Source organism: Pseudonocardia sp. ICBG162 (assembly GCF_020496225.1).
GTDB lineage: Bacteria > Actinomycetota > Actinomycetes > Mycobacteriales > Pseudonocardiaceae > Pseudonocardia > Pseudonocardia alni.
The window spans coordinates 1,391,556-1,408,474 of the sequence record NZ_JAHLJD010000013.1; the positions used below are offsets into that span (position 1 = coordinate 1,391,556).

Here is a 16,919-nt window from a genome sequence, read left to right on the forward strand (position 1 = left end):
GGGTAGTCAGGACGCGGCGGTGCGCTGCAGCAGGGTGGCCAACTCCTCGCGGGTCGGCCCGGCGGCGGGGGCGGGGCGCCAGCCACCGGCGTAGACGGCGTGGGCGAGCGGCTCGACCTCGTCGAGGCTCGCCGGGCCCGCCAGCATCGCGAGGTAGGGCCCGAGCGCGGCCCCGATCCGGCCGTCGACCTCGGCGGCCGCCATGATCAGGGTCGACGGCAACGGGCCGGTGAGGTCCACGTCGCCACCCGCCCAGGCCCGGCGGGCGTGGTCGTCGGACCGCACGTGGTCCTCCACCCAGGGCCGCATCTCGGCGTCGCACCAGGCCCCGAAACCGCCGACCTCGCCGGTGTCGATGCGTCCCAGCAGGTCGCGGCACTGCATCATCGTGGTGGCGAGGCCGCGGCCGAACATCGGCGTCGTGGTGCAGACGGCGTCGCCGACGAGCACCAGCCCGTCGACGTCGGGCTGGGAGCGGTAGTGGTTGTACAGCCGCCCGCCGGGCAGCACCGGGGTGATCGGGGCGGCCCGCCCGGAGTCGGTCCACTCGTGCAGCCCGGGGATCGCCCGGCAGGCCGCGTCGAACACGGCCTCGTGCCGCAGCTCCCGCAGGGTGCCGGCCGGCCGGACCAGCAGCACCGAGAACACACCGGCCTCGTGCCGGAAGACGATGACCTGGTAACCGTCGAGGTCGGCCTGCCAGGCCAGCGGGCTGGTCATCGGGCCGGGGTCGGCCGGGTCGCGCAGCCGGTACTGGCGGCTGACGTAGGCCGCACCGGTATCGCCCTCCACGGCCGGGCCGCCGGTGAGGTCGCGGGTGGACCGTCCGGACCGTCCGGAGGCGTCGACCACCAGGTCCGCCGGCTCGCCCACCCCGTCGACGACGAGTCCGCGGGCCCGGCCGCCGGAGACGACCACGCCGTCGACGTGTCCGCGGCGGATCTCCAGGCCCGGCTCGCGGGTCGCGACCTCGCGCAGTGCCCGTTCGAACGTCGCGCGGCGCGACCGCATCCCGCCCGCCATCCGCCGGCCGTCCGGGAGGACGAACACGATCGGTTCCGCGCCGGCGGCGACCCATGCCGCGTGGGCCTCGGGCAACTCGGCGAGCAGCCCCTCCCCCACCTGGGGACGGACCCCGTGCGGGTGGTGGAACTGCATCACCCCGCGGCGTGCCCACGTCCCGTCGGGGTCCGGGCCGGTGTCCCGGTCCACGGCGAGGACCGCGTGCCCGCGACGCGCGAGCGTCGCGCCGAGGAACAGCCCGGCCGGGCCCGCGCCGATGATGCCGATCCGCATGGTGGCCTCCGCACGCCGACAGCGCCGCCCAGGGTGCACCCGGAGCCGGGCGGAGTCCATCGCCCGGATGCCGGGGTCACGTCCCGCAGAACGTCGTGAACGGCGGCGAGTCCGGCCCCGCGGGCTGGGCGTAGCGCTCGTAGCCCTCGCGCTCGGTGAACGGGTCCGCGAGGACCTGCAGCAGCCACTGCACCGGCTCCAGGTCCCCCTCGACGGCGGCGCCCAGCGCCTCCTCGACCAGGTGGTTGCGCGGCACGTAGACCGGGTTGACCCGGTCCATCGCGTCGGCGTCCGGACCGGCGGCCCGCCAGGACTCCAGCCACGGGTCCAGCGCGGCCGGGTCGGAGAGCAGGGCGCGGACCGGCCCGGCGTCGCCCCGGGCGGCCTCGGACAGCCGTCGGAAGAACAGGGTGTGGTCGGGCTTCTGGTCCTCGATCACCGCGAACAGGTCGGCGAGCAGCTCCGGGGTCCCGACGCCGATCTTGGCGAGGTAGCCGCGGTCACGGGCGGCGAGGTAGGCGTCGGCGAAGCCCGCCAGCTCCTCGGTCGCGAGGCGCACCGCCTCCTCCTGGGAGTCGGCGAACAGCCCCAGCAGCGACTCGCCGAGCCTGGCGAGGTTCCACTGGGCGATGCCGGGCTGGTTGCCGTAGGCGTAGCGGCCACCGGAGTCGATCGAGGAGTACCAGGTCGCCGGGTCGTGGGCGTCGAGGAAGGCGCACGGGCCGTAGTCGATGGTCTCGCCGGAGATCGTCATGTTGTCGGTGTTCATGACGCCGTGCACGAACCCGATCTGCATCCAGCGCGCGACGAGCTCGGCCTGGACGGCGATCACCGCGCGGTAGAGCTCCAGCGGCGAGGACGCCTGCGGGTGGTGCCGGGCGATCGCGTACTCCGCGAGCCGGCGCAGCACGTCGGCCTCCCCCGTGGCGGCCGCGAACTGGAAGGTCCCCACCCGCAGGTGGCTGGCCGCGGTGCGGGCGAGCACGGCGCCCGGCTCCGGGCCGCGGTCGCGCAGCACGGGCTCACCGGTGGCGACGACGGCCAGCGACCGCGTGGTGGGCACCCCGAGCGCGTGCATCGCCTCGGAGATCACGTACTCGCGCAGCATCGGGCCGAGCGGCGCCTTCCCGTCGCCGCCGCGGGCGAACGGGGTGCGTCCGGACCCCTTGAGGTGCAGGTCGCGGCGGGCGCCGTCGGGGGTGACGAGCTCACCGACGAGCAGCGCCCGGCCGTCGCCGAGCCGCGGCGAGTAGTTGCCGAACTGGTGCCCGGCATAGGCCTGCGCGACGGTCGTCGCCGAGTCGGGCACGGTCGTGCCGGTGAGCAGCGCGACGCCCTCGGGGGTGCGCAGCTGCGCCGGGTCGAGGCCCAGCTCACCGGCCAGGGACTCGTTGAGCAGCACCAGCCGCGCGTCCGGCGCCGGGGCGGCCTGCCAGGGCAGGTAGAGCCCGTCCAGGTCGCGGACGAAGGTGTTCTCGAACGCGATCTCGGTGGCAGCGGTCATGGGTTCCAGGCTACGGACCCGCACGGTCGGCTGCCGGGGAGGACCGCGGCGTTGCACCGGGATACCGTCCGGTGGTGATCGACCTCTCCCAGCCGTGGGCGCTGGTGTTCCTGCTGGTGGCCGGGCTGCTCGCGGGTGCGGTGAACGCCGTCGCGGGCGGCGGGTCGCTGCTGGTGTTCCCGGCGCTGCTCGGGGTGGGGTTCCCGCCGCTGGCGGCGAACGTCACCAACTCGGTCGCCCAGTGGCCGGGCTACGCCGGGCTGGTGCTCGGGGCCCGCCGCGAGCTGCCCGGGCAGGGCAGGCGGATCGCGGTCACCGCGGTCGCCGCGGCGCTGGGCAGCGGGGTCGGCTGCACCCTGCTGCTGGTGCTGCCCAGCAGCGTGTTCGACGCCGTCGTGCCCGTCCTGGTGATCCTGGCCAGCCTGACGATGGCGGTCGGGCCGTGGCTCAAGCGCCGGATCGGCGACCCGGCCGCCCGGGGGCGGGACCGCACCCCGGCGCTGCTGGTCGCGGTGTTCCTCGCCGCGGTCTACGGCGGCTACTTCGGCGGCGCCCTGGGCGTGGTGCTGATCTCGACGCTGTCACTGTTCGCCCACGACGAGCTGCGCAGGCTCAACGCGCTCAAGGGCGTGCTGTCGCTGGTCGTCGCGACGGTGACGGTCGTCGTGTTCGCCCTCGGCGCCCCGGTCGACTGGCTCGCCGTCGCGCTGCTCGCCCCGACCACGCTGGTCGGCGGCTACGTCGGCGCCCTGGTCGCGCGGCGGATGCCGGAGACCCTGCTGCGCTGGGCGGTGGTCCTGCTGGGCCTGGCCGTCGGCGTCGCGCTGCTGTTCACGTGAGCCTCCTGCTGGCGGTCGCGCTGCTGGCCGCGGTCCTGGCCGCCGCGACGCTGCGCCCGTTCGGCCTGCCCGAGGCCGTGGTCGCGGTCCCGGCGGCGCTGGTCGCCGTCGTCGCCGGGCTGGTGACCCCGGCCGGGGCGTGGACCGAGATCGGCGAGCTCGCCCCGACCGTCGGGTTCCTCGCCGCGATCCTGCTGCTCGGGCACCTCGCCGACGCCGAGGGCGTGTTCCGCTGGCTGGGCGCACGGCTGGCGACGGCGTCGGCCGGGTCCCCGCGACGGCTGCTGGTCGCCGTCTTCGCCGCGGCGGCCGGGACGACCGCGGTGCTGAGCCTGGACGCGACGGTGGTCCTGCTGACCCCGGTGGTGCTGGCGACGGCGGCCCGGCTGGGGGTGGCGTCGCGGCCGCACTCGTTCGCCTGCGCGCACCTGTCGAACTCGGCGTCGGGGCTGCTGCCGGTGTCGAACCTGACGAACCTGCTGGCGTTCTCGGCGTCGGGGGTGGGGTTCCTGACCTTCGCCGGGCTGATGGTCGGGCCGTGGGTGGCGGTGATCGTCGTCGAGTACCTGGTGCTGCGGTGGGTGTTCCGGCGCGACCTCGCCGCGGCGCCGGAGCCGGCCCCGGCCGAGGACGCGGTGCCCGCCCCGGCGGCACCGGTCGTCGCGCTGGCGGTGCTCGGGCTGACCCTGGCCGGGTTCGCGGTGGCCTCGCCGCTGGGCGTCGAACCGGGCTGGGTCGCCGCGGCCGGGGCCGCGGTGCTGGCGGTGCGGGCGCTGGTGCGGCGCGAGACCGGGCCGCTGCGCCTGGTCGCCGCGGCCTCCCCCGGGTTCTGCCTGTTCGTGCTGGCCCTGGGCGTGGTCGTCGCCGGGCTCAGTGCGCAGGGGCTGTCCGGCTGGATCGGTGCACTGCTGCCCACCACCCCGGACCTGACCGGACTGCTGGTCACCGCGGCCGTCGCGGCGGTGCTGGCGAACCTGGTGAACAACCTGCCCGCGACGCTGGTGCTGCTCACCGCGCTCGGCCCGGCCGCGCACCCCGGGCTGGTGCTGGCGATGCTGCTGGGCGTCAACATCGGGCCGAACCTGACCTACGCCGGGTCGCTGGCGACGCTGCTGTGGCGGCGCATCGCCACCGGCTACGGCGACCCGCCCCGGCTCGGCACGTTCCTGCGGCTGGGGGCGCTCACCGTCCCGCTGGGCCTGCTCGCCGCGACGACCGCGCTCTGGGCCGCGCTCGCGGTGCTGCCGCAGTAGCGGCACGGCCCGGACAGCACGACGGCCCCGCCCGGAAGGGGCGGGGCCGGTCGCGGACGGTGGGCAGGGATCAGAACTCGTGGGCCATGTCGTGGCCGAGGTCGGTGTCCGGGTCCATCTCGCGGGCCGGGACACCCATCGGGCGTGAGCTGCCGCGCCGCTGCTGCGGCAGCCGCGCGATCACCTTCATCTCGTGTGCCAGGTCGTAGCCGTAGTCGTGCTCGTGGATCTGCGACATCGCTGTCCTCACCGTCTCCCTGTTCCCCGCCGACACCGAGACTGTCGTTCACGCTCCGTAGGTTGACCACCCCGTACGGTGCACGCGAAGCATCGCTCAGGTGAGGAATGGGGACAACTGTCCGGAGTCGACACCGCCCGAACGGGTCAGGACGGTATCGATCCAGCAGGCGGTGACGGCCCGGTGACTACCGGAGGTCGTCCAGGTAGGACGTCTCGTTGACCAGACGCACCGAGGCGCCCCCGTCGGGGTAGAAGTCGGCGATGTTGAGGCAGGCCAGGTCCAGGTGCATGCGGTAGAGCACCTCGTCGCCGGCGCCGAGCGCGGTGCGCAGCAGCATCTTGATCGGCGTGACGTGGCTGACCAGGACCACCGTCCGACCGGCGAACTCCTCGACGATCCGGGCCCGCTCGGCCTCGACCCGCTCCCCCACCGCGCAGAAGCTCTCCCCGCCCGGCGGCTCGACGTCGGCCGAGCCGATCCAGCGGCCGTGCAGCTCGGGGTCGCGTTCGCGGGCCTCGGTGAAGGTGAGGCCCTCCCAGCCGCCGAAGTCGGTCTCGATCAGGCCGTCGCGGACCTCCAGGTCCGCCCCGGTCGTCTCGGCGACGGCGGCCGCGGTCTGACGGGCCCGGCGCAGCGGTGAGGACAGCACCACGGCCGGCTCGACGCCCTGGCCCGACAGCCGCGTCGCCAGCGCGCGGGCCGCGGCGGCGGCCTGCTTCTGGCCCAGCTCGGTCAGCTCGGGGTCGCCGTGGCCGGAGTAGCGGCGCTCGACCGACAGCTCGGTCTGGCCGTGGCGCAGCAGGATCAGCCGCGTCGGGGAGCCCGTCTGCCCGGTCCACGCGGCCGCGGCGGCCGCGGAGTCCGTCGACGCGGTCGCGCCCGCGGGCGGCTTCGGCGCCGGTCCCGCCGCCCCGGACGGGTCCAGGGTGGGGTTCGACTCCCCGTCCATCGCGCGGTTGGCGAGCGCGTCGGCGCGGGCGTTGTCTTTGCGCGGGATCCACACGAAGGTGACCGCGTCGAAGTCCGCGGCCAGCTCGCGGGCGGTGTCGGCGAGCTCCTGCAGCGGCGGGTGCTTGATCTTCCAGCGCCCGCTCATCTGCTCGACGACGAGCTTGGAGTCCATCCGGGCCTCGACCTCGGTGGCCCCCAGGTCGCGGGCGGCGGTCAACCCGGCGATCAGGCCACGGTACTCGGCGACGTTGTTGGTGGTGGTCCCGAGGCCGTCGTAGACCTCACCGAGCACCTGGCGGGCGCCGGCGTCGAGCACGACCGCGCCGTAGCCGGCGGGCCCGGGGTTGCCGCGGGAGCCGCCGTCCGCCTCGACGACCAGCTTCACCTGCCACGCACCAGGATCGCGCCGCACTCCTCGCAGTGGACGACCTCGTCGGCGGCCGCCGTGCGGACCTGCCCGAGGAAGGTCCGGTCGAGCTCGAGCCGGCAGGCGCCGCAGCGGGACTCGCGCAGCTGCCCGGCCGCGACCCGGCCGCCGGCGCGGATGCGCTCGTAGTCGGCGAGCAGGTCCGCGGGCAGCGCGGCGACGACCTCGGTGCGGGCACGGTCGCGCCCGGCGCGGGTGGCGTCGATGTCACCCTCGGCGGACTCGCGCTTCGCGGTCACCTCGCCGACCGCGGTCTCGGCCTCGGTCAGCTCGCCGCGGGCGTGGTCGAGCTCGATGCCGACGGCCTCGCGCTCCTCCATGATCCCCAGCTGCTCGTCCTCCAGGACGCCCTGGCGGCGGGCGAGGGTGTCGAGCTCGTGCTGCAGCTCGGTGGCCTGCTTCGCGGAGATGCCCGAGCCGGCGAGCAGGGTGTGGTCGCGCTCGGTGCGGGCACGGACACCGTCGATGTCGCGTTCGAGCCGGGCGATGTCGCGGTCGAGGTCACCGGCGCGGGTCTCGGCGCGGACCAGGGCGTCGCGCGCCGCACGGACCCGCTGCTCGGCCTCGTCCAGCTGCGCCAGCTCGGGCAGCGTCGAGCGCCGGTGGGTGAGCCGGCCGATCTCGGCGTCCACCTCGGCCAGCGTCACCAGCTTCGCCTGCGCGGTGGGATCGGCCTTCATGCACTCGCCTCCGGTTGTCCTGCTGTCGTGTCGGATCCGCTGCTCGGGGCGGCGGTGGTCCAGGGGTCGGTACGGGCCCGCGAGACCGCGACCGAGACGCTACCTGCGAGGGCCTCGGCGACGACCCCGGCCGCCTGCCCGCACCACGGCCACTCCGAGGCCCAGTGGGCGACGTCGACCAGCGCGGGGGTCGGGCCGCCGGGGCCGGTCCCGGCGAGCGCGTGCTCGGAGGCGGGGTGGTGGCGCAGGTCGGCGGTGACGAACGCGTCGACGCCGGCCCGGGCGGCGGAGTCCAGGGCCGAGTCCCCGGCGCCGCCGCAGACCGCGACCCGGCGGATCGGGCGGTCCGGGTCCCCGGCACCGCGCACCCCCCACGCGGTGGCGGGCAGCGCCGCGGCGACCCGGCGGGTGAACGCCGCGAACGGCTCGGCGCCGGGGAGCTCGCCGACCCGGCCCAGCCCCAGCGACGACGGCAGCGGCGCCATCTCCAGCAGGTCGAAGGCCGGTTCCTCGTAGGGGTGCGCGGCCCGCAGCGCGGCGACGACGTCGCGGCGCCGCGACCGGGGCAGCACCATCTCCAGCCGGGTCTCCGCGACGCGCTCCAGGCGCCCGACCGACCCGATGACCGGGGCGGCGCCGTCGAGGGGAAGGAACTGGCCGGTCCCGGCGGTGGCGAACGAGCAGTGCGAGTAGTTGCCGATCGCGCCGGCACCGGCGTCGGACAGCGCGGTGTGCACGGCGGCGATCGACGGGCCGACCGGCACGAAGGTGACGATCTTGTCCAGGGCCGGGCCGGGTTCCGGTTCCAGCGGGCCGGACACGGTCAGCCCGAGGGCGGCGGCGAGCGCGTCGGAGACGCCCGGGTCGGCGACGTCGGCGTTGGTGTGCGCGGTGAACAGCGCGACCCCGGCCCGGATCAGCCGGTGCAGCAGGGCGCCCTTGGGGGTGTCGGCACCGACGCCGTGCACCCCGCGCAGCAGCAGCGGGTGGTGGGTGACCAGCAGCTGGGCGCCGGAGGAGATCGCCTCGTCGACGGTCTCCGGGGTGGGGTCGACGGCGAACAGCACCCGGGAGACGGTGTCGTCGGGGTCGCCGCAGACCAGGCCGACCGCGTCCCAGTCCATGGCGAGCCGGGGCGGGTAGGCGGCGTCGAGGGCGGCGATCACCTCGCGCAGCGTGCTCACGCCGACACCGCCAGCCGGCGCAGCGCCGCGTCGAGGGACTCGACGAGGCGGCGGACCGTCTCCGGCGGGCGGACCGCGACGCGCAGGTGGTCGGGCCCGAGACCGGGGAAGGTGTCGCCGCGGCGCACCGCGATCCCGGCCTCGCGCAGCAGGCGCCGCACCGCCTCGCCGGTGCCGTCGGGCAGGTGCAGCAGCAGGTACGGGGCGGGCCCCGCCGACACGCCGACGCCGTCGAGGCCCGACAACGCCGCGGCCATCGAGACGCGGTGTGCGGCGAGCTCGCGGGCCTTCCGGTCCGCGGCGGAGACCGCGTCGGGCTCGCAGCAGGCGATGACCGCCTCCAGGGCGGGGGTGGAGACCGGCCACAGCGGGCGGGTCGCGGCGAGCCGGGCCAGCAGCTCGGGGGCGCCGAGCGCGTAGCCGGCGCGCAGCCCGGCCAGCGCCCAGGTCTTGGTCAGCGAGCGGAACACCAGCAGGCCGGGCACGCCCGCGTCGCCGGCGAGTGTCTCCGGCTCGCCGGGGACGGCGTCGGCGAACGCCTCGTCGACGAGCAGGACCCTGTCCGGGCGGGCCAGTGCGCGCAGCGTGTCGGCCGGGTGCAGCACCCCGGTGGGGTTCGTCGGGTTCCCGACGACGACGAGGTCGGCCTCCTCGGGCACCGCGGACGGATCGAGCGCGTGCCCGGTCGCGGCGTCGGTCAGCACCCGCACCACGTCCACCCCGCCGCCGCGCAGCGCGGCCTCCGGCTCGGTGAACCCGGGGTGCACGACGGCGGCGAGCCGGGGGCGCAGCGTCGGGAGCAGCGCGAAGCCCTCCGCGCTGCCCGCGAGCACCAGCACCTCGTCCGCGTCGCGACCGTGCCGCGCCGCGACGGTGGCGCGGGCGCGGGCGTCGTGGTCGGCGCGCGGGTAGCGGCCGAGTCCGTCCAGGGTCGCGACGAGCCGGTCCCGCAGCCAGGGCGGGGGGCCGTCGCCGATCACGTTGACGGCGAAGTCGACGAGCCCGTCGGCGGCCTCGGCGTCGCCGTGGTGCCGCAGGTCGTGCCCGCCCGCGTGATCCGTCCCGGCCGCATGGTGATCGAACGGCATCGGGCCACCCTACGGCGCGCACCGGTGCGCGGTGGACAATGGCCCGGCCACCCCACCCGAGGCGTCAGGGTCGACGTCGGTACCCCCGCTCCCCGGAGGAACGTCCCAGTGAACGTCGTCTTCGTCTGTACCGGCAACATCTGCCGGTCCCCGATCGCCGAGAAGATCCTGGCCGCCGAGGTCGAGGCCGCCGGGCTGGCCGACCGGGTGCGTGTGACCAGCGCCGGGACCGGTCACTGGCACATCGGGCAGCCGATGGACTCCCGCGCCGCCCGGGTGCTGGCCGAGCACGGCTACGACACCGCCCACAGCGCCCGCCAGGTCGACTCGGAGATCCTCTCCGCGGACCTGCTGGTGGCGCTGGACATGGGGCACCTGCGGACCCTCGAGCAGTCGGTGCCCGATCCCAAGCGGGTCCGGCTGCTGCGCTCGTTCGACCCGGCGGCCCCCGCGGGCGCCGAGGTGCCCGACCCCTACTACGGCGGCCCGGACGGGTTCGCCGAGGTCCACGCCATGATCGTCGCGGCGGTGCCCGGCCTGGTCGAGAGGGACCGCGTCGCCCGGCTGACCGGCCGCGTGGTGCGGGACGGACCGGCCGGGCACCCGCCGCGCGCGACCCTGGACGACGGCACCGTCGTCGTGGTCAAGGACTCCTCGGCCGACCCCGGTGCGGCCACGGCCGAGGCCGCCGGGCTGCGCTGGATCGCGGTGCCGGGCGGGCCGCCGGTCCCGCGCGTGCTGGGCGCCGACGACGCGCTCCTGGTCACCGGGCTCGTCGCCCCCGGCCGGGCGACGCCGGCCGCCGCCGAGCGGTTCGGCCGGGAGCTGGCGACGCTGCACGCCGCCGGGGCCGACGCGTTCGGTGCCCCGCCGCCGGGCGGGCCGGCGCGGGCGTGGATCGGGCACACGCGGATGGAGAACCGTCCGCACGACGGCCCGTGGGGCGACTGGTTCGCCGCCGACCGCGTGCTGCCCTACCTGCGGGCCGCCCGGGACCGCGGCGCCCTCGACCCGGCCGGGGCCGCCGTCGTCGACGACGTGTGCGGGCGGATCGGTGCCCTGGCCGGTCCGGACGAGCCGCCGGCCCGGCTGCACGGCGACCTGTGGTCGGGCAACGTTCTCTGGTCGGGCGACGGGGACGGCGACGGGGACGGGGCTGCGTGGCTGATCGACCCGGCCGCGCACGGCGGGCACCGCGAGTCCGACCTCGCGACGCTGGACCTGTTCGGGCTGCCGCACCTCGACGTCGTCCTCGCCGCCTACGACGAGCACTCCCCGCTCGCCGACGGGTGGCGCGAGCGGGTCGACCTGCACCAGCTGTTCCCGCTGCTGGTGCACGCCGTGCTGTTCGGGGGCGGGTACGGCGCGCAGGCCGTCGCGGCTGCGCGCCGTCTCCGCTGATCCCCCGGTCTCAGTACGCCCCGTGCTCCCCGCGCAGCGGGAACCCGGCGGCGCCGCCGTCGGCGAGCTTCACGCCCAGCACCTGGTGGAGCTGGATGTTGTTCAGATCGAAGCCCAGCCGGCACGCGGCCATGTAGAGCCGCCACACCCGGGCCCGGCCGACGCCGACCTCGGCGACGGCGTCGGTCCAGTTGCGCTCCAGGTTCGCGCCCCAGTCCCGCAGCGTCATGGCGTAGTGCTCGCGCAGGTTCTCCTCGTGCCGGATCTCGAACCCGGCCTCGTTCATCGCGTCCACCAGCGCCGCGACCGGCTCCAGCTCCCCGTCGGGGAACACGTAGCGGTGGATGAACGGGTCGGTGTGGCGGTGGTCGGGCCGGTGCGGCTGGGTGATGCAGTGGTTCAGCATCCGCCCGCCCGGCCGGAGCTTGGCGTACATCGACGCGAAGTAGGAGTCCAGGTTGGCCTTGCCGATGTGCTCGGTGAGGCCGATGGAGGACACCGCGTCGTAGACGCCGTCGGGGACGTCGCGGTAGTCGAGGTGGCGGACCTCGGCCAGGTCGGACAGCCCCTCGCGGGCGATCGCCTCCTGCGCCCAGGCGGCCTGCTCCTTCGACAGGGTCACCCCGAGCGCGCGGACGCCGTGCTCGCGGGCGGCGTGGCGGACCATGCCGCCCCAGCCGCAGCCGACGTCGAGCAGGCGCATCCCCGGCTTCAGGTCCAGCTTGGCCGCGACCAGTGAGTACTTGGTGGCCTGCGCGGTCTCCAGCGACGCGTCGGCGTCGGGGTAGGCCGCACAGGTGTAGGTCATCGACGGTCCGAGCACGAACTCGTAGAACCGGTTGGACACGTCGTAGTGGTGCGAGATGGCCTGCGAGTCGCGCCGCTTGGAGTGCAGCAGCCCCTTGGGACGGGCCTCCAGGTCGGGCGGCGGCATCCGGTGCTCGCGCCAGTAGGGCAGCAGCCGTCGCGCGAGCCACAGCTGCTCGCGGCGCGGGATCGAGTGCAGCGTGACCTCCGACATCGCGCGCAGCGCGGTGTAGAGGTCCCCGTCGACGTCGATCTCCTCGGTGACGTAGGCCCGGGCCAGCCCGAGCGATCCGGGGACGCTCACCAGCCGGGCCAGTGCCCGGGGCGAGTTCACCCGCAACGTGACCGGGGCGTCGTCGGGTCCCGTCCGTGACCCGTCGAACGCCTCCACCCGCAGCTCACGCGTGGAGCCCAGGACGTGGGACAGGATCCCCGCCACCGGCTCGATCGTCGTGGTCCGCCGTTCCAGCACTCCTGTCATCGCCGATCCCTCCCCTGTCGATCCCCGCGGTGCCCCTCAGCGGCCGGTGACCTTCCGGAACAGGTCGGCTGCCCGACCGTCCGGGTCGTACCGCTGTTTCACCGCCCGGTAGGCCGCACCGTTGTAGTGCGACCAGAACTCGTCCTCGCCGTAGTGCACGGTCGAGTACAGCGACTTGTGCCCGCCCAGGTCGGCGACGCACTCCTCGATCAGCCGGTTGTGTGCCCACCGGTCACCCGGTTTCTCCGCCACCGACGACCAGAACCCGACGTTGACGTAGAGCCGGCCCGGCTCCATCGGGTACAGCGGCCAGGTCCGCTCGCCCCGCAGCTGCAGCGGGCACAGCCACACCGGCTCGATCGGGATCTCCCGGTGGAAGAACTCCAGGAACTCCGCGAGCCGCTCGACGGGGATCTCGACGTCCTGCACGACCATCTCCTCGGCCGTCCCGCCGAGGGCCTCGCGGACCCGGTTGGACGCGCCGTGGCGCTGGTCGAGGGCGACGAGGCGGCGGTAGACGTCCGAGCGGCGCCAGCGGGCCGGCCAGAACCGGCGCACCACCGGGTGCTGCACGCCGAACGCCCGCGAACACCAGAACCAGTCGGTGTCCCAGCGCCAGATGTAGTCGTGCACGGTGAGGTGGTCGACCGGGCGGCGCTGCAGCGACCGGTAGAAGACCTCCTGGCCGGTGTAGTCGGAGATCCGCGCGCCCGGCATCGGGGCGTCGACGAACTCACCGGTGGTCAGGTACTGCTCGTCGGGTCCGAACACGACGCCGTCGAGGAAGTCGACCTCCCCCGCGGCGACGAACCGCTCGATCGCCGCCGACGCGGCGGACGCGCTCGCGTACCGGTGGTGGGTGAGCTTCACGAACGGCTTCACCGGGGCCAGCTCCACGACCAGGCGGACCGCGTAGCCGAGCGTCCCGTAGGAGTTGGGGAAGGCCGCGAACAGGTCGGCGTGCTCGCCCTCGGGGGTGACGTGCAGCAGCTCCCCGGCCGGGGTGAGCACGTCCATCTCGAGCACCGACTCGTGCGGCAGCCCGGCGCGGAACGACGTCGACTCGACCCCGAGCCCGGTGACCGCTCCCCCGAGGGTGATGGTCTTGAGCTGCGGGACGACCAGCGGCATCAGCCCGTGGACGAGGGTGGCGTCCACGATGGTCTCGTAGGTCGCCATCCCCTGGACCTCGGCGGTCCGCCGGTCCGGGTCCACACCGAGCACACCGTCCAGTGCGGAGGTGTCGAGGCGGCGCGCGGCGGCGCCGGTGTCGCGGTCGCCGAACCGGAACAGGTTCGACGACGGCTTCCCCAGCTGGACGGCGCCGGCTCCGGCGCGCGCCCGGCGCAGGTTCTCCACCGCGGCGTCGTGCGCGGTTCGGGTGGCGGTCCCGGCGAGCATGGCGGTGACGATAGACCCATATCGTTTGCGACGCTCATGATTAACGGAGGGTCCTCCGTCACACGGTGCAACGATCTTCCCGGCGGGCGGCACCGGCACGGTCGTGATGTCATCGCGCGCGTGGCACACACCAACGAGAACCCCGCGCAGAACGTCACCTTCCCCTCCGGCGGCGGCACCGCGCACGGCTACCTGGCCGTCCCCGAGTCCGGGTCCGGGCCCGGCCTGATCGTCATCCAGGAGTGGTGGGGCCTGACCGACCACATCGTGGCGGTCACGAACCGGTTCGCCGCCGAGGGCTTCGTCGCGCTGGCGCCCGACCTCTACGGCGGGCGCACCACCCACGACTCCGACGAGGCCGGCAAGCTCATGGGCGAGCTGCCCGTGAACGGCGCGGCGACCGACCTGGCCGGGGCCGTGGAGTTCCTGCTCGGGCGCGACGACGTCACCTCCTCCGCCGTCGGCGCGGTCGGCTTCTGCATGGGCGGCGGCTTCGTGCTGGTCCTCGCCGCGCAGCAGGGTGACAAGGTCGCGGCCGCGGTGCCGTTCTACGGCGTGCTCAAGGAGGACTACCCGTCGTTCGCGGACCTGACCGCGGCCGTGCAGGGCCACTTCGGGTCCGAGGACACCATGGCCCCGCCGGACGCGGTGGAGGCGCTCGCCGACCGCATCCAGGCCGAGTCCGGAACCCGTCCCGAGTTCCTGCAGTACCCGGCCGGGCACGCCTTCTTCAACGACGAGAACCACATGGGGACCTACGACGCCGAGCAGGCGGAGATCGCGTGGGCCCGCGCGACGCAGTTCCTGCGCGAGCACGTCAAGTAGCGGCTCAGCGGGAGCGCAGCAGCTCCCGGGCCACGGCGGGCAGCGTGGCGGGTCCGGTGCGCAGCCGGACCCGCTGCGCGGCCGCGGTGAGACCGACGTACTCGTCGGAGGTCAGCACGATGTCCGCCGCGGCCACGTTGGACTCCAGCTGCGCCACGCTCGACGCACCGGGGATCGCCACCGTGTTCGGGTGATACACCACCCACGCCAGCGCGACCTGCGACGGCGTCGCGTCGTGTGCGGAGGCGACGTCGCGCAGGGCGTCGGTGAGCGGGGCCAGCGCGGCCAGGTTCTCCGGCAGCCACTCCGGCTTGCTGCGGCGCACCGCGTTCGTGGGCCGGTGGCCGGCGTCGTAGCGGCCGGTGAGCAGGCCCTGGGCGAGCGGGCTGTAGGCCATCACGATGCGGCCGTGCGCGGCGGCGTGCGGGACGAGGGCCGCGACGGGCCGGCGGCGCAGCAGGCTGAACTCGACCTGGTTGGACAGCACGGGTCCGCCCAGCGCCTCCTCCGCGGCCCGCCAGCGCTCCAGCGTGTACGACGAGACGCCGGCGTCGCGGACCAGCCCGGTCCGCTGCAGCTCGGCCATCCCGCGCATCGCCGACGCGTCGCCGACCAGCGGGTGCGGCTTGTGCACCTGGTAGAGGTCGATCTCGGTCACCCCGAGCCGGGCGGCGGAGGCGGCCGCGCGGTGCCGCAGCACCGGGCCCAGGGGCAGGACCGGGAAGAACTTCGTCGCGATCACGACGTCGTCGCGCCACCCGGGGCCACCGCAGGCGCGCAGCGCGTCGCCGAGGATCCGTTCGCTGCGCAGCGGGCCGTAGAGCTCCGCGGTGTCGAACACGGTGACGCCCAGCTCGCGGGCGCGGGCGACGATCCGCCCGGCCTCCAGCGCGTCGCCGTAGCCCCACTCGCTCGTGCCGAACTGCCAGGTGCCCAGGCCGATCACCGACCAGCGTCGTGGACCGGGACCGGGGCCGTCGAGGTAGCGCACCTGCGCCAGTGTCCCCGACCGCCCCGGTCCCCGCCCCGCGTCCGTCCCCTCAGCGGACCGGGGCCCCCGGGCCCAGCGGGATCCCCAGTGCCCACCAGGCGAAGAACAGCAGCGTCCAGACCGCCGTCATGGCGACGGCCAGCGGCAGCGTGTACGACGCGAGCGTCCCGATGCCCGCGTCCTTGCGGTAGCGCTGCAGGAACCCCAGCGCCATCACGAAGTACGGACTCATCGGGGTGATCGCCGTCGAGCCGGAGTCGGCGATCCGGAACAGCGCCTGGGTGGTCTCCGGCGGCACCTCGACCAGCATCAGCATCGGCACGATCACCGGCGCCGCGATCGACCACATCGCCGTCCCGCTGGTGACCATCACGTTCACCACGGTGAGCACGGCCAGCACCATCAGGAACACGACCGGGATCGGGACGCCGGTGGTGCGCAGCGCGTCCGCGGCGACGACGGCGAGCACGTCCCCGACGTGGGTCCAGTCGAAGTAGGCCAGGAACTGGGCGATCGCGAAGAACAGCGCCAGCACGGGGGCCATCTGCCGGATCCCGTCGGCCATCAGCTTCGGGACGTCGGCGGCGGTGGTGATCGTCCCGACCGCGCGGCCGAAGACGGTGCCGAGCAGACCGAACAGCAGCGCGATGACCGCGCCGATGCCCTCGACCAGCGGGGACTCGACGACCGAGCCGTTCTCGCCGCGCAGCGGGGACCACTCCGGGGCCATGACCGCGACGAGCAGGACGGCGCAGCCGAGCAGGACCCAGCCGGCACGGCGCAGGCCGGTCCGCTCGGCCGGCGACAGGCTCAGCCCGGCGACGTCGTCGTCCGGGGCGTCGGGGTCGGGGTCCAGGTCGGGCCGCTTGGCCAGGACGACCCGGGTGACCAGCGTGATCACCAGGGCGAGCACGACCGACGAGGCGATGTTGAAGAACCAGTTGCCGACCGGGGTCACCACGACCGCCGGGTCGACGATCCGGGCCGCCGCGGTGGTGATGCCGGCGAAGATCGCGTCGTTCGGGGTGGGGACCGGGCTGGCGTCGTAGCCGGAGGCGATGGCGGTGTAGGCGACGACGATCCCGAGGATCGGCGAGCGCCCGACCGCCCGGAACGCCAGCCCGCCCAGCGGCACCAGGATCACGTACGCCGCGGCCGACGCGACGTGCGCGACGGTCCCGGCGAACGCGACCGCGAACACCACCAGCGACGCGGGCACCCGGGCGACCCCGGCCCGCATGGCCGCGGCGAGCAGCCCGCTGCGCTCGGCGACCGCGACGCCCATGATCACCGTGACGATGGTGGCCATCGGCGGGAACTGCGCGAAGTTGTCGATCATCGACGAGACGGCCATCGCGAGGCCGTCGCCGGAGAGCAGGTTCCGCACCGCGACGGGCTCGCCGTCGGGTGCGACGACCGCGACGCCCGCCGCCGCCAGCCCGGCGCTGACCACGGCGAGGATCGCCGACAGCACCCAGAACAGCCAGAACGGGTGCGGCAGCGCGTTCCCGACCCGTTCGACGACGGCCATCGCCCGCACCAGCCGGGGC

Annotated in this window: 15 protein-coding genes and 1 pseudogene; 5 read left to right on the plus strand and 11 right to left on the minus strand. The window is 75.0% G+C overall.

What is annotated here, in order from left to right:
* Positions 1–6: 6 nt before the first annotated feature.
* Both KPL60_RS09515 and KPL60_RS09520 read right to left on the minus strand, forming a co-directional pair.
* Entirely contained in the window at positions 7–1,296 is a 1,290-nt protein-coding gene (locus KPL60_RS09515) for an NAD(P)/FAD-dependent oxidoreductase (protein ID WP_226365576.1), read from the minus strand.
* A 76-nt stretch (positions 1,297–1,372) separates the two neighbouring features.
* Positions 1,373–2,800 carry a YdiU family protein gene (locus KPL60_RS09520; protein ID WP_226356352.1) on the minus strand — a complete coding sequence of 476 codons (1,428 nt, stop codon included), beginning with the start codon at positions 2,798–2,800 and terminating at the stop codon, positions 1,373–1,375.
* Between the two features lie 74 nt (positions 2,801–2,874).
* On the opposite strand from KPL60_RS09520, the gene KPL60_RS09525 reads away from it, so the two are divergent.
* Positions 2,875–3,639, plus strand: a complete 765-nt coding sequence (locus tag KPL60_RS09525) for a sulfite exporter TauE/SafE family protein (protein ID WP_226356351.1) — start codon at positions 2,875–2,877, stop codon at positions 3,637–3,639.
* Entirely contained in the window at positions 3,636–4,892 is a 1,257-nt protein-coding gene (locus KPL60_RS09530; RefSeq protein WP_226365577.1) for an SLC13 family permease, read from the plus strand. Before KPL60_RS09525 ends, KPL60_RS09530 begins: the two co-directional genes overlap by 4 nt.
* Positions 4,893–4,962: 70 nt before the next feature.
* Here KPL60_RS09530 and KPL60_RS09535 read toward each other — a convergent pair whose 3' ends face one another.
* From KPL60_RS09535 to cobC, 5 genes are all read right to left on the minus strand, one after another.
* A complete protein-coding gene (locus tag KPL60_RS09535) occupies positions 4,963–5,130 on the minus strand; it encodes a hypothetical protein (RefSeq protein ID WP_020622575.1) in 168 nt (55 codons plus the stop codon).
* Positions 5,131–5,317: 187 nt separating this feature from the next.
* Positions 5,318–6,496 (minus strand): bifunctional RNase H/acid phosphatase, encoded by a 1,179-nt coding sequence (locus KPL60_RS09540; protein WP_226365578.1) that lies wholly within the window; start codon positions 6,494–6,496, stop codon positions 5,318–5,320.
* Entirely contained in the window at positions 6,466–7,191 is a 726-nt protein-coding gene (locus tag KPL60_RS09545; protein ID WP_226365579.1) for a zinc ribbon domain-containing protein, read from the minus strand. The genes KPL60_RS09540 and KPL60_RS09545 overlap by 31 nt, the downstream gene beginning before the upstream one ends.
* Positions 7,188–8,375, minus strand: a complete 1,188-nt coding sequence (locus KPL60_RS09550; RefSeq protein WP_226365580.1) for a Nif3-like dinuclear metal center hexameric protein — start codon at positions 8,373–8,375, stop codon at positions 7,188–7,190. The genes KPL60_RS09545 and KPL60_RS09550 overlap by 4 nt, the downstream gene beginning before the upstream one ends.
* Positions 8,372–9,463: an Rv2231c family pyridoxal phosphate-dependent protein CobC gene (gene cobC / locus KPL60_RS09555; protein WP_226356348.1), complete on the minus strand. Its 1,092-nt coding sequence runs from the start codon at positions 9,461–9,463 to the stop codon at positions 8,372–8,374. The genes KPL60_RS09550 and cobC overlap by 4 nt, the downstream gene beginning before the upstream one ends.
* 108 nt (positions 9,464–9,571) lie before the next feature.
* Between cobC and KPL60_RS33625 the strand changes: the two are divergent.
* Positions 9,572–10,009: pseudogene (locus KPL60_RS33625) on the plus strand (low molecular weight protein-tyrosine-phosphatase); the annotation flags it as partial.
* Between the two features lie 93 nt (positions 10,010–10,102).
* The gene (locus KPL60_RS33630; protein ID WP_374228661.1) at positions 10,103–10,864 is read left to right on the plus strand and encodes a fructosamine kinase family protein; all 762 of its coding nucleotides are present in this window, start codon (positions 10,103–10,105) and stop codon (positions 10,862–10,864) included.
* Between the two features lie 10 nt (positions 10,865–10,874).
* On the opposite strand, the gene KPL60_RS09565 is transcribed toward KPL60_RS33630, so the two are convergent.
* Together KPL60_RS09565 and KPL60_RS09570 are read right to left on the minus strand one after the other, a co-directional pair.
* Positions 10,875–12,152: a cyclopropane-fatty-acyl-phospholipid synthase family protein gene (locus KPL60_RS09565; protein WP_226365581.1), complete on the minus strand. Its 1,278-nt coding sequence runs from the start codon at positions 12,150–12,152 to the stop codon at positions 10,875–10,877.
* Positions 12,153–12,188: 36 nt separating this feature from the next.
* Positions 12,189–13,553 carry an FAD-binding oxidoreductase gene (locus KPL60_RS09570; RefSeq protein WP_226365582.1) on the minus strand — a complete coding sequence of 455 codons (1,365 nt, stop codon included), beginning with the start codon at positions 13,551–13,553 and terminating at the stop codon, positions 12,189–12,191.
* A gap of 120 nt (positions 13,554–13,673) precedes the next feature.
* Here KPL60_RS09570 and KPL60_RS09575 point away from each other — a divergent pair, with 120 nt between their 5' ends.
* Positions 13,674–14,378 carry a dienelactone hydrolase family protein gene (locus KPL60_RS09575; RefSeq protein ID WP_226365583.1) on the plus strand — a complete coding sequence of 235 codons (705 nt, stop codon included), beginning with the start codon at positions 13,674–13,676 and terminating at the stop codon, positions 14,376–14,378.
* Positions 14,379–14,382: 4 nt separating this feature from the next.
* Here KPL60_RS09575 and KPL60_RS09580 read toward each other — a convergent pair whose 3' ends face one another.
* Together KPL60_RS09580 and KPL60_RS09585 are read right to left on the minus strand one after the other, a co-directional pair.
* Positions 14,383–15,369: an aldo/keto reductase gene (locus KPL60_RS09580; protein ID WP_226365584.1), complete on the minus strand. Its 987-nt coding sequence runs from the start codon at positions 15,367–15,369 to the stop codon at positions 14,383–14,385.
* Between the two features lie 49 nt (positions 15,370–15,418).
* Positions 15,419–16,900: an AbgT family transporter gene (locus tag KPL60_RS09585; protein WP_226356714.1), complete on the minus strand. Its 1,482-nt coding sequence runs from the start codon at positions 16,898–16,900 to the stop codon at positions 15,419–15,421.
* Positions 16,901–16,919: the final 19 nt, after the last annotated feature.

Coding starts and splice junctions, on each gene's coding strand:
- KPL60_RS09515 (WP_226365576.1), bottom strand. CDS start 1,296: ATGCGGATCGGCATCATCGGCGCGGGCCCGGCCGGGCTGTTCCTCGGC.
- KPL60_RS09520 (WP_226356352.1), bottom strand. CDS start 2,800: ATGACCGCTGCCACCGAGATCGCGTTCGAGAACACCTTCGTCCGCGAC.
- KPL60_RS09535 (WP_020622575.1), bottom strand. CDS start 5,130: ATGTCGCAGATCCACGAGCACGACTACGGCTACGACCTGGCACACGAG.
- KPL60_RS09545 (WP_226365579.1), bottom strand. CDS start 7,191: ATGAAGGCCGATCCCACCGCGCAGGCGAAGCTGGTGACGCTGGCCGAG.
- cobC (WP_226356348.1), bottom strand. CDS start 9,463: ATGCCGTTCGATCACCATGCGGCCGGGACGGATCACGCGGGCGGGCAC.
- KPL60_RS09565 (WP_226365581.1), bottom strand. CDS start 12,152: ATGACAGGAGTGCTGGAACGGCGGACCACGACGATCGAGCCGGTGGCG.
- KPL60_RS09570 (WP_226365582.1), bottom strand. CDS start 13,553: ATGCTCGCCGGGACCGCCACCCGAACCGCGCACGACGCCGCGGTGGAG.
- KPL60_RS09585 (WP_226356714.1), bottom strand. CDS start 16,900: ATGGCCGTCGTCGAACGGGTCGGGAACGCGCTGCCGCACCCGTTCTGG.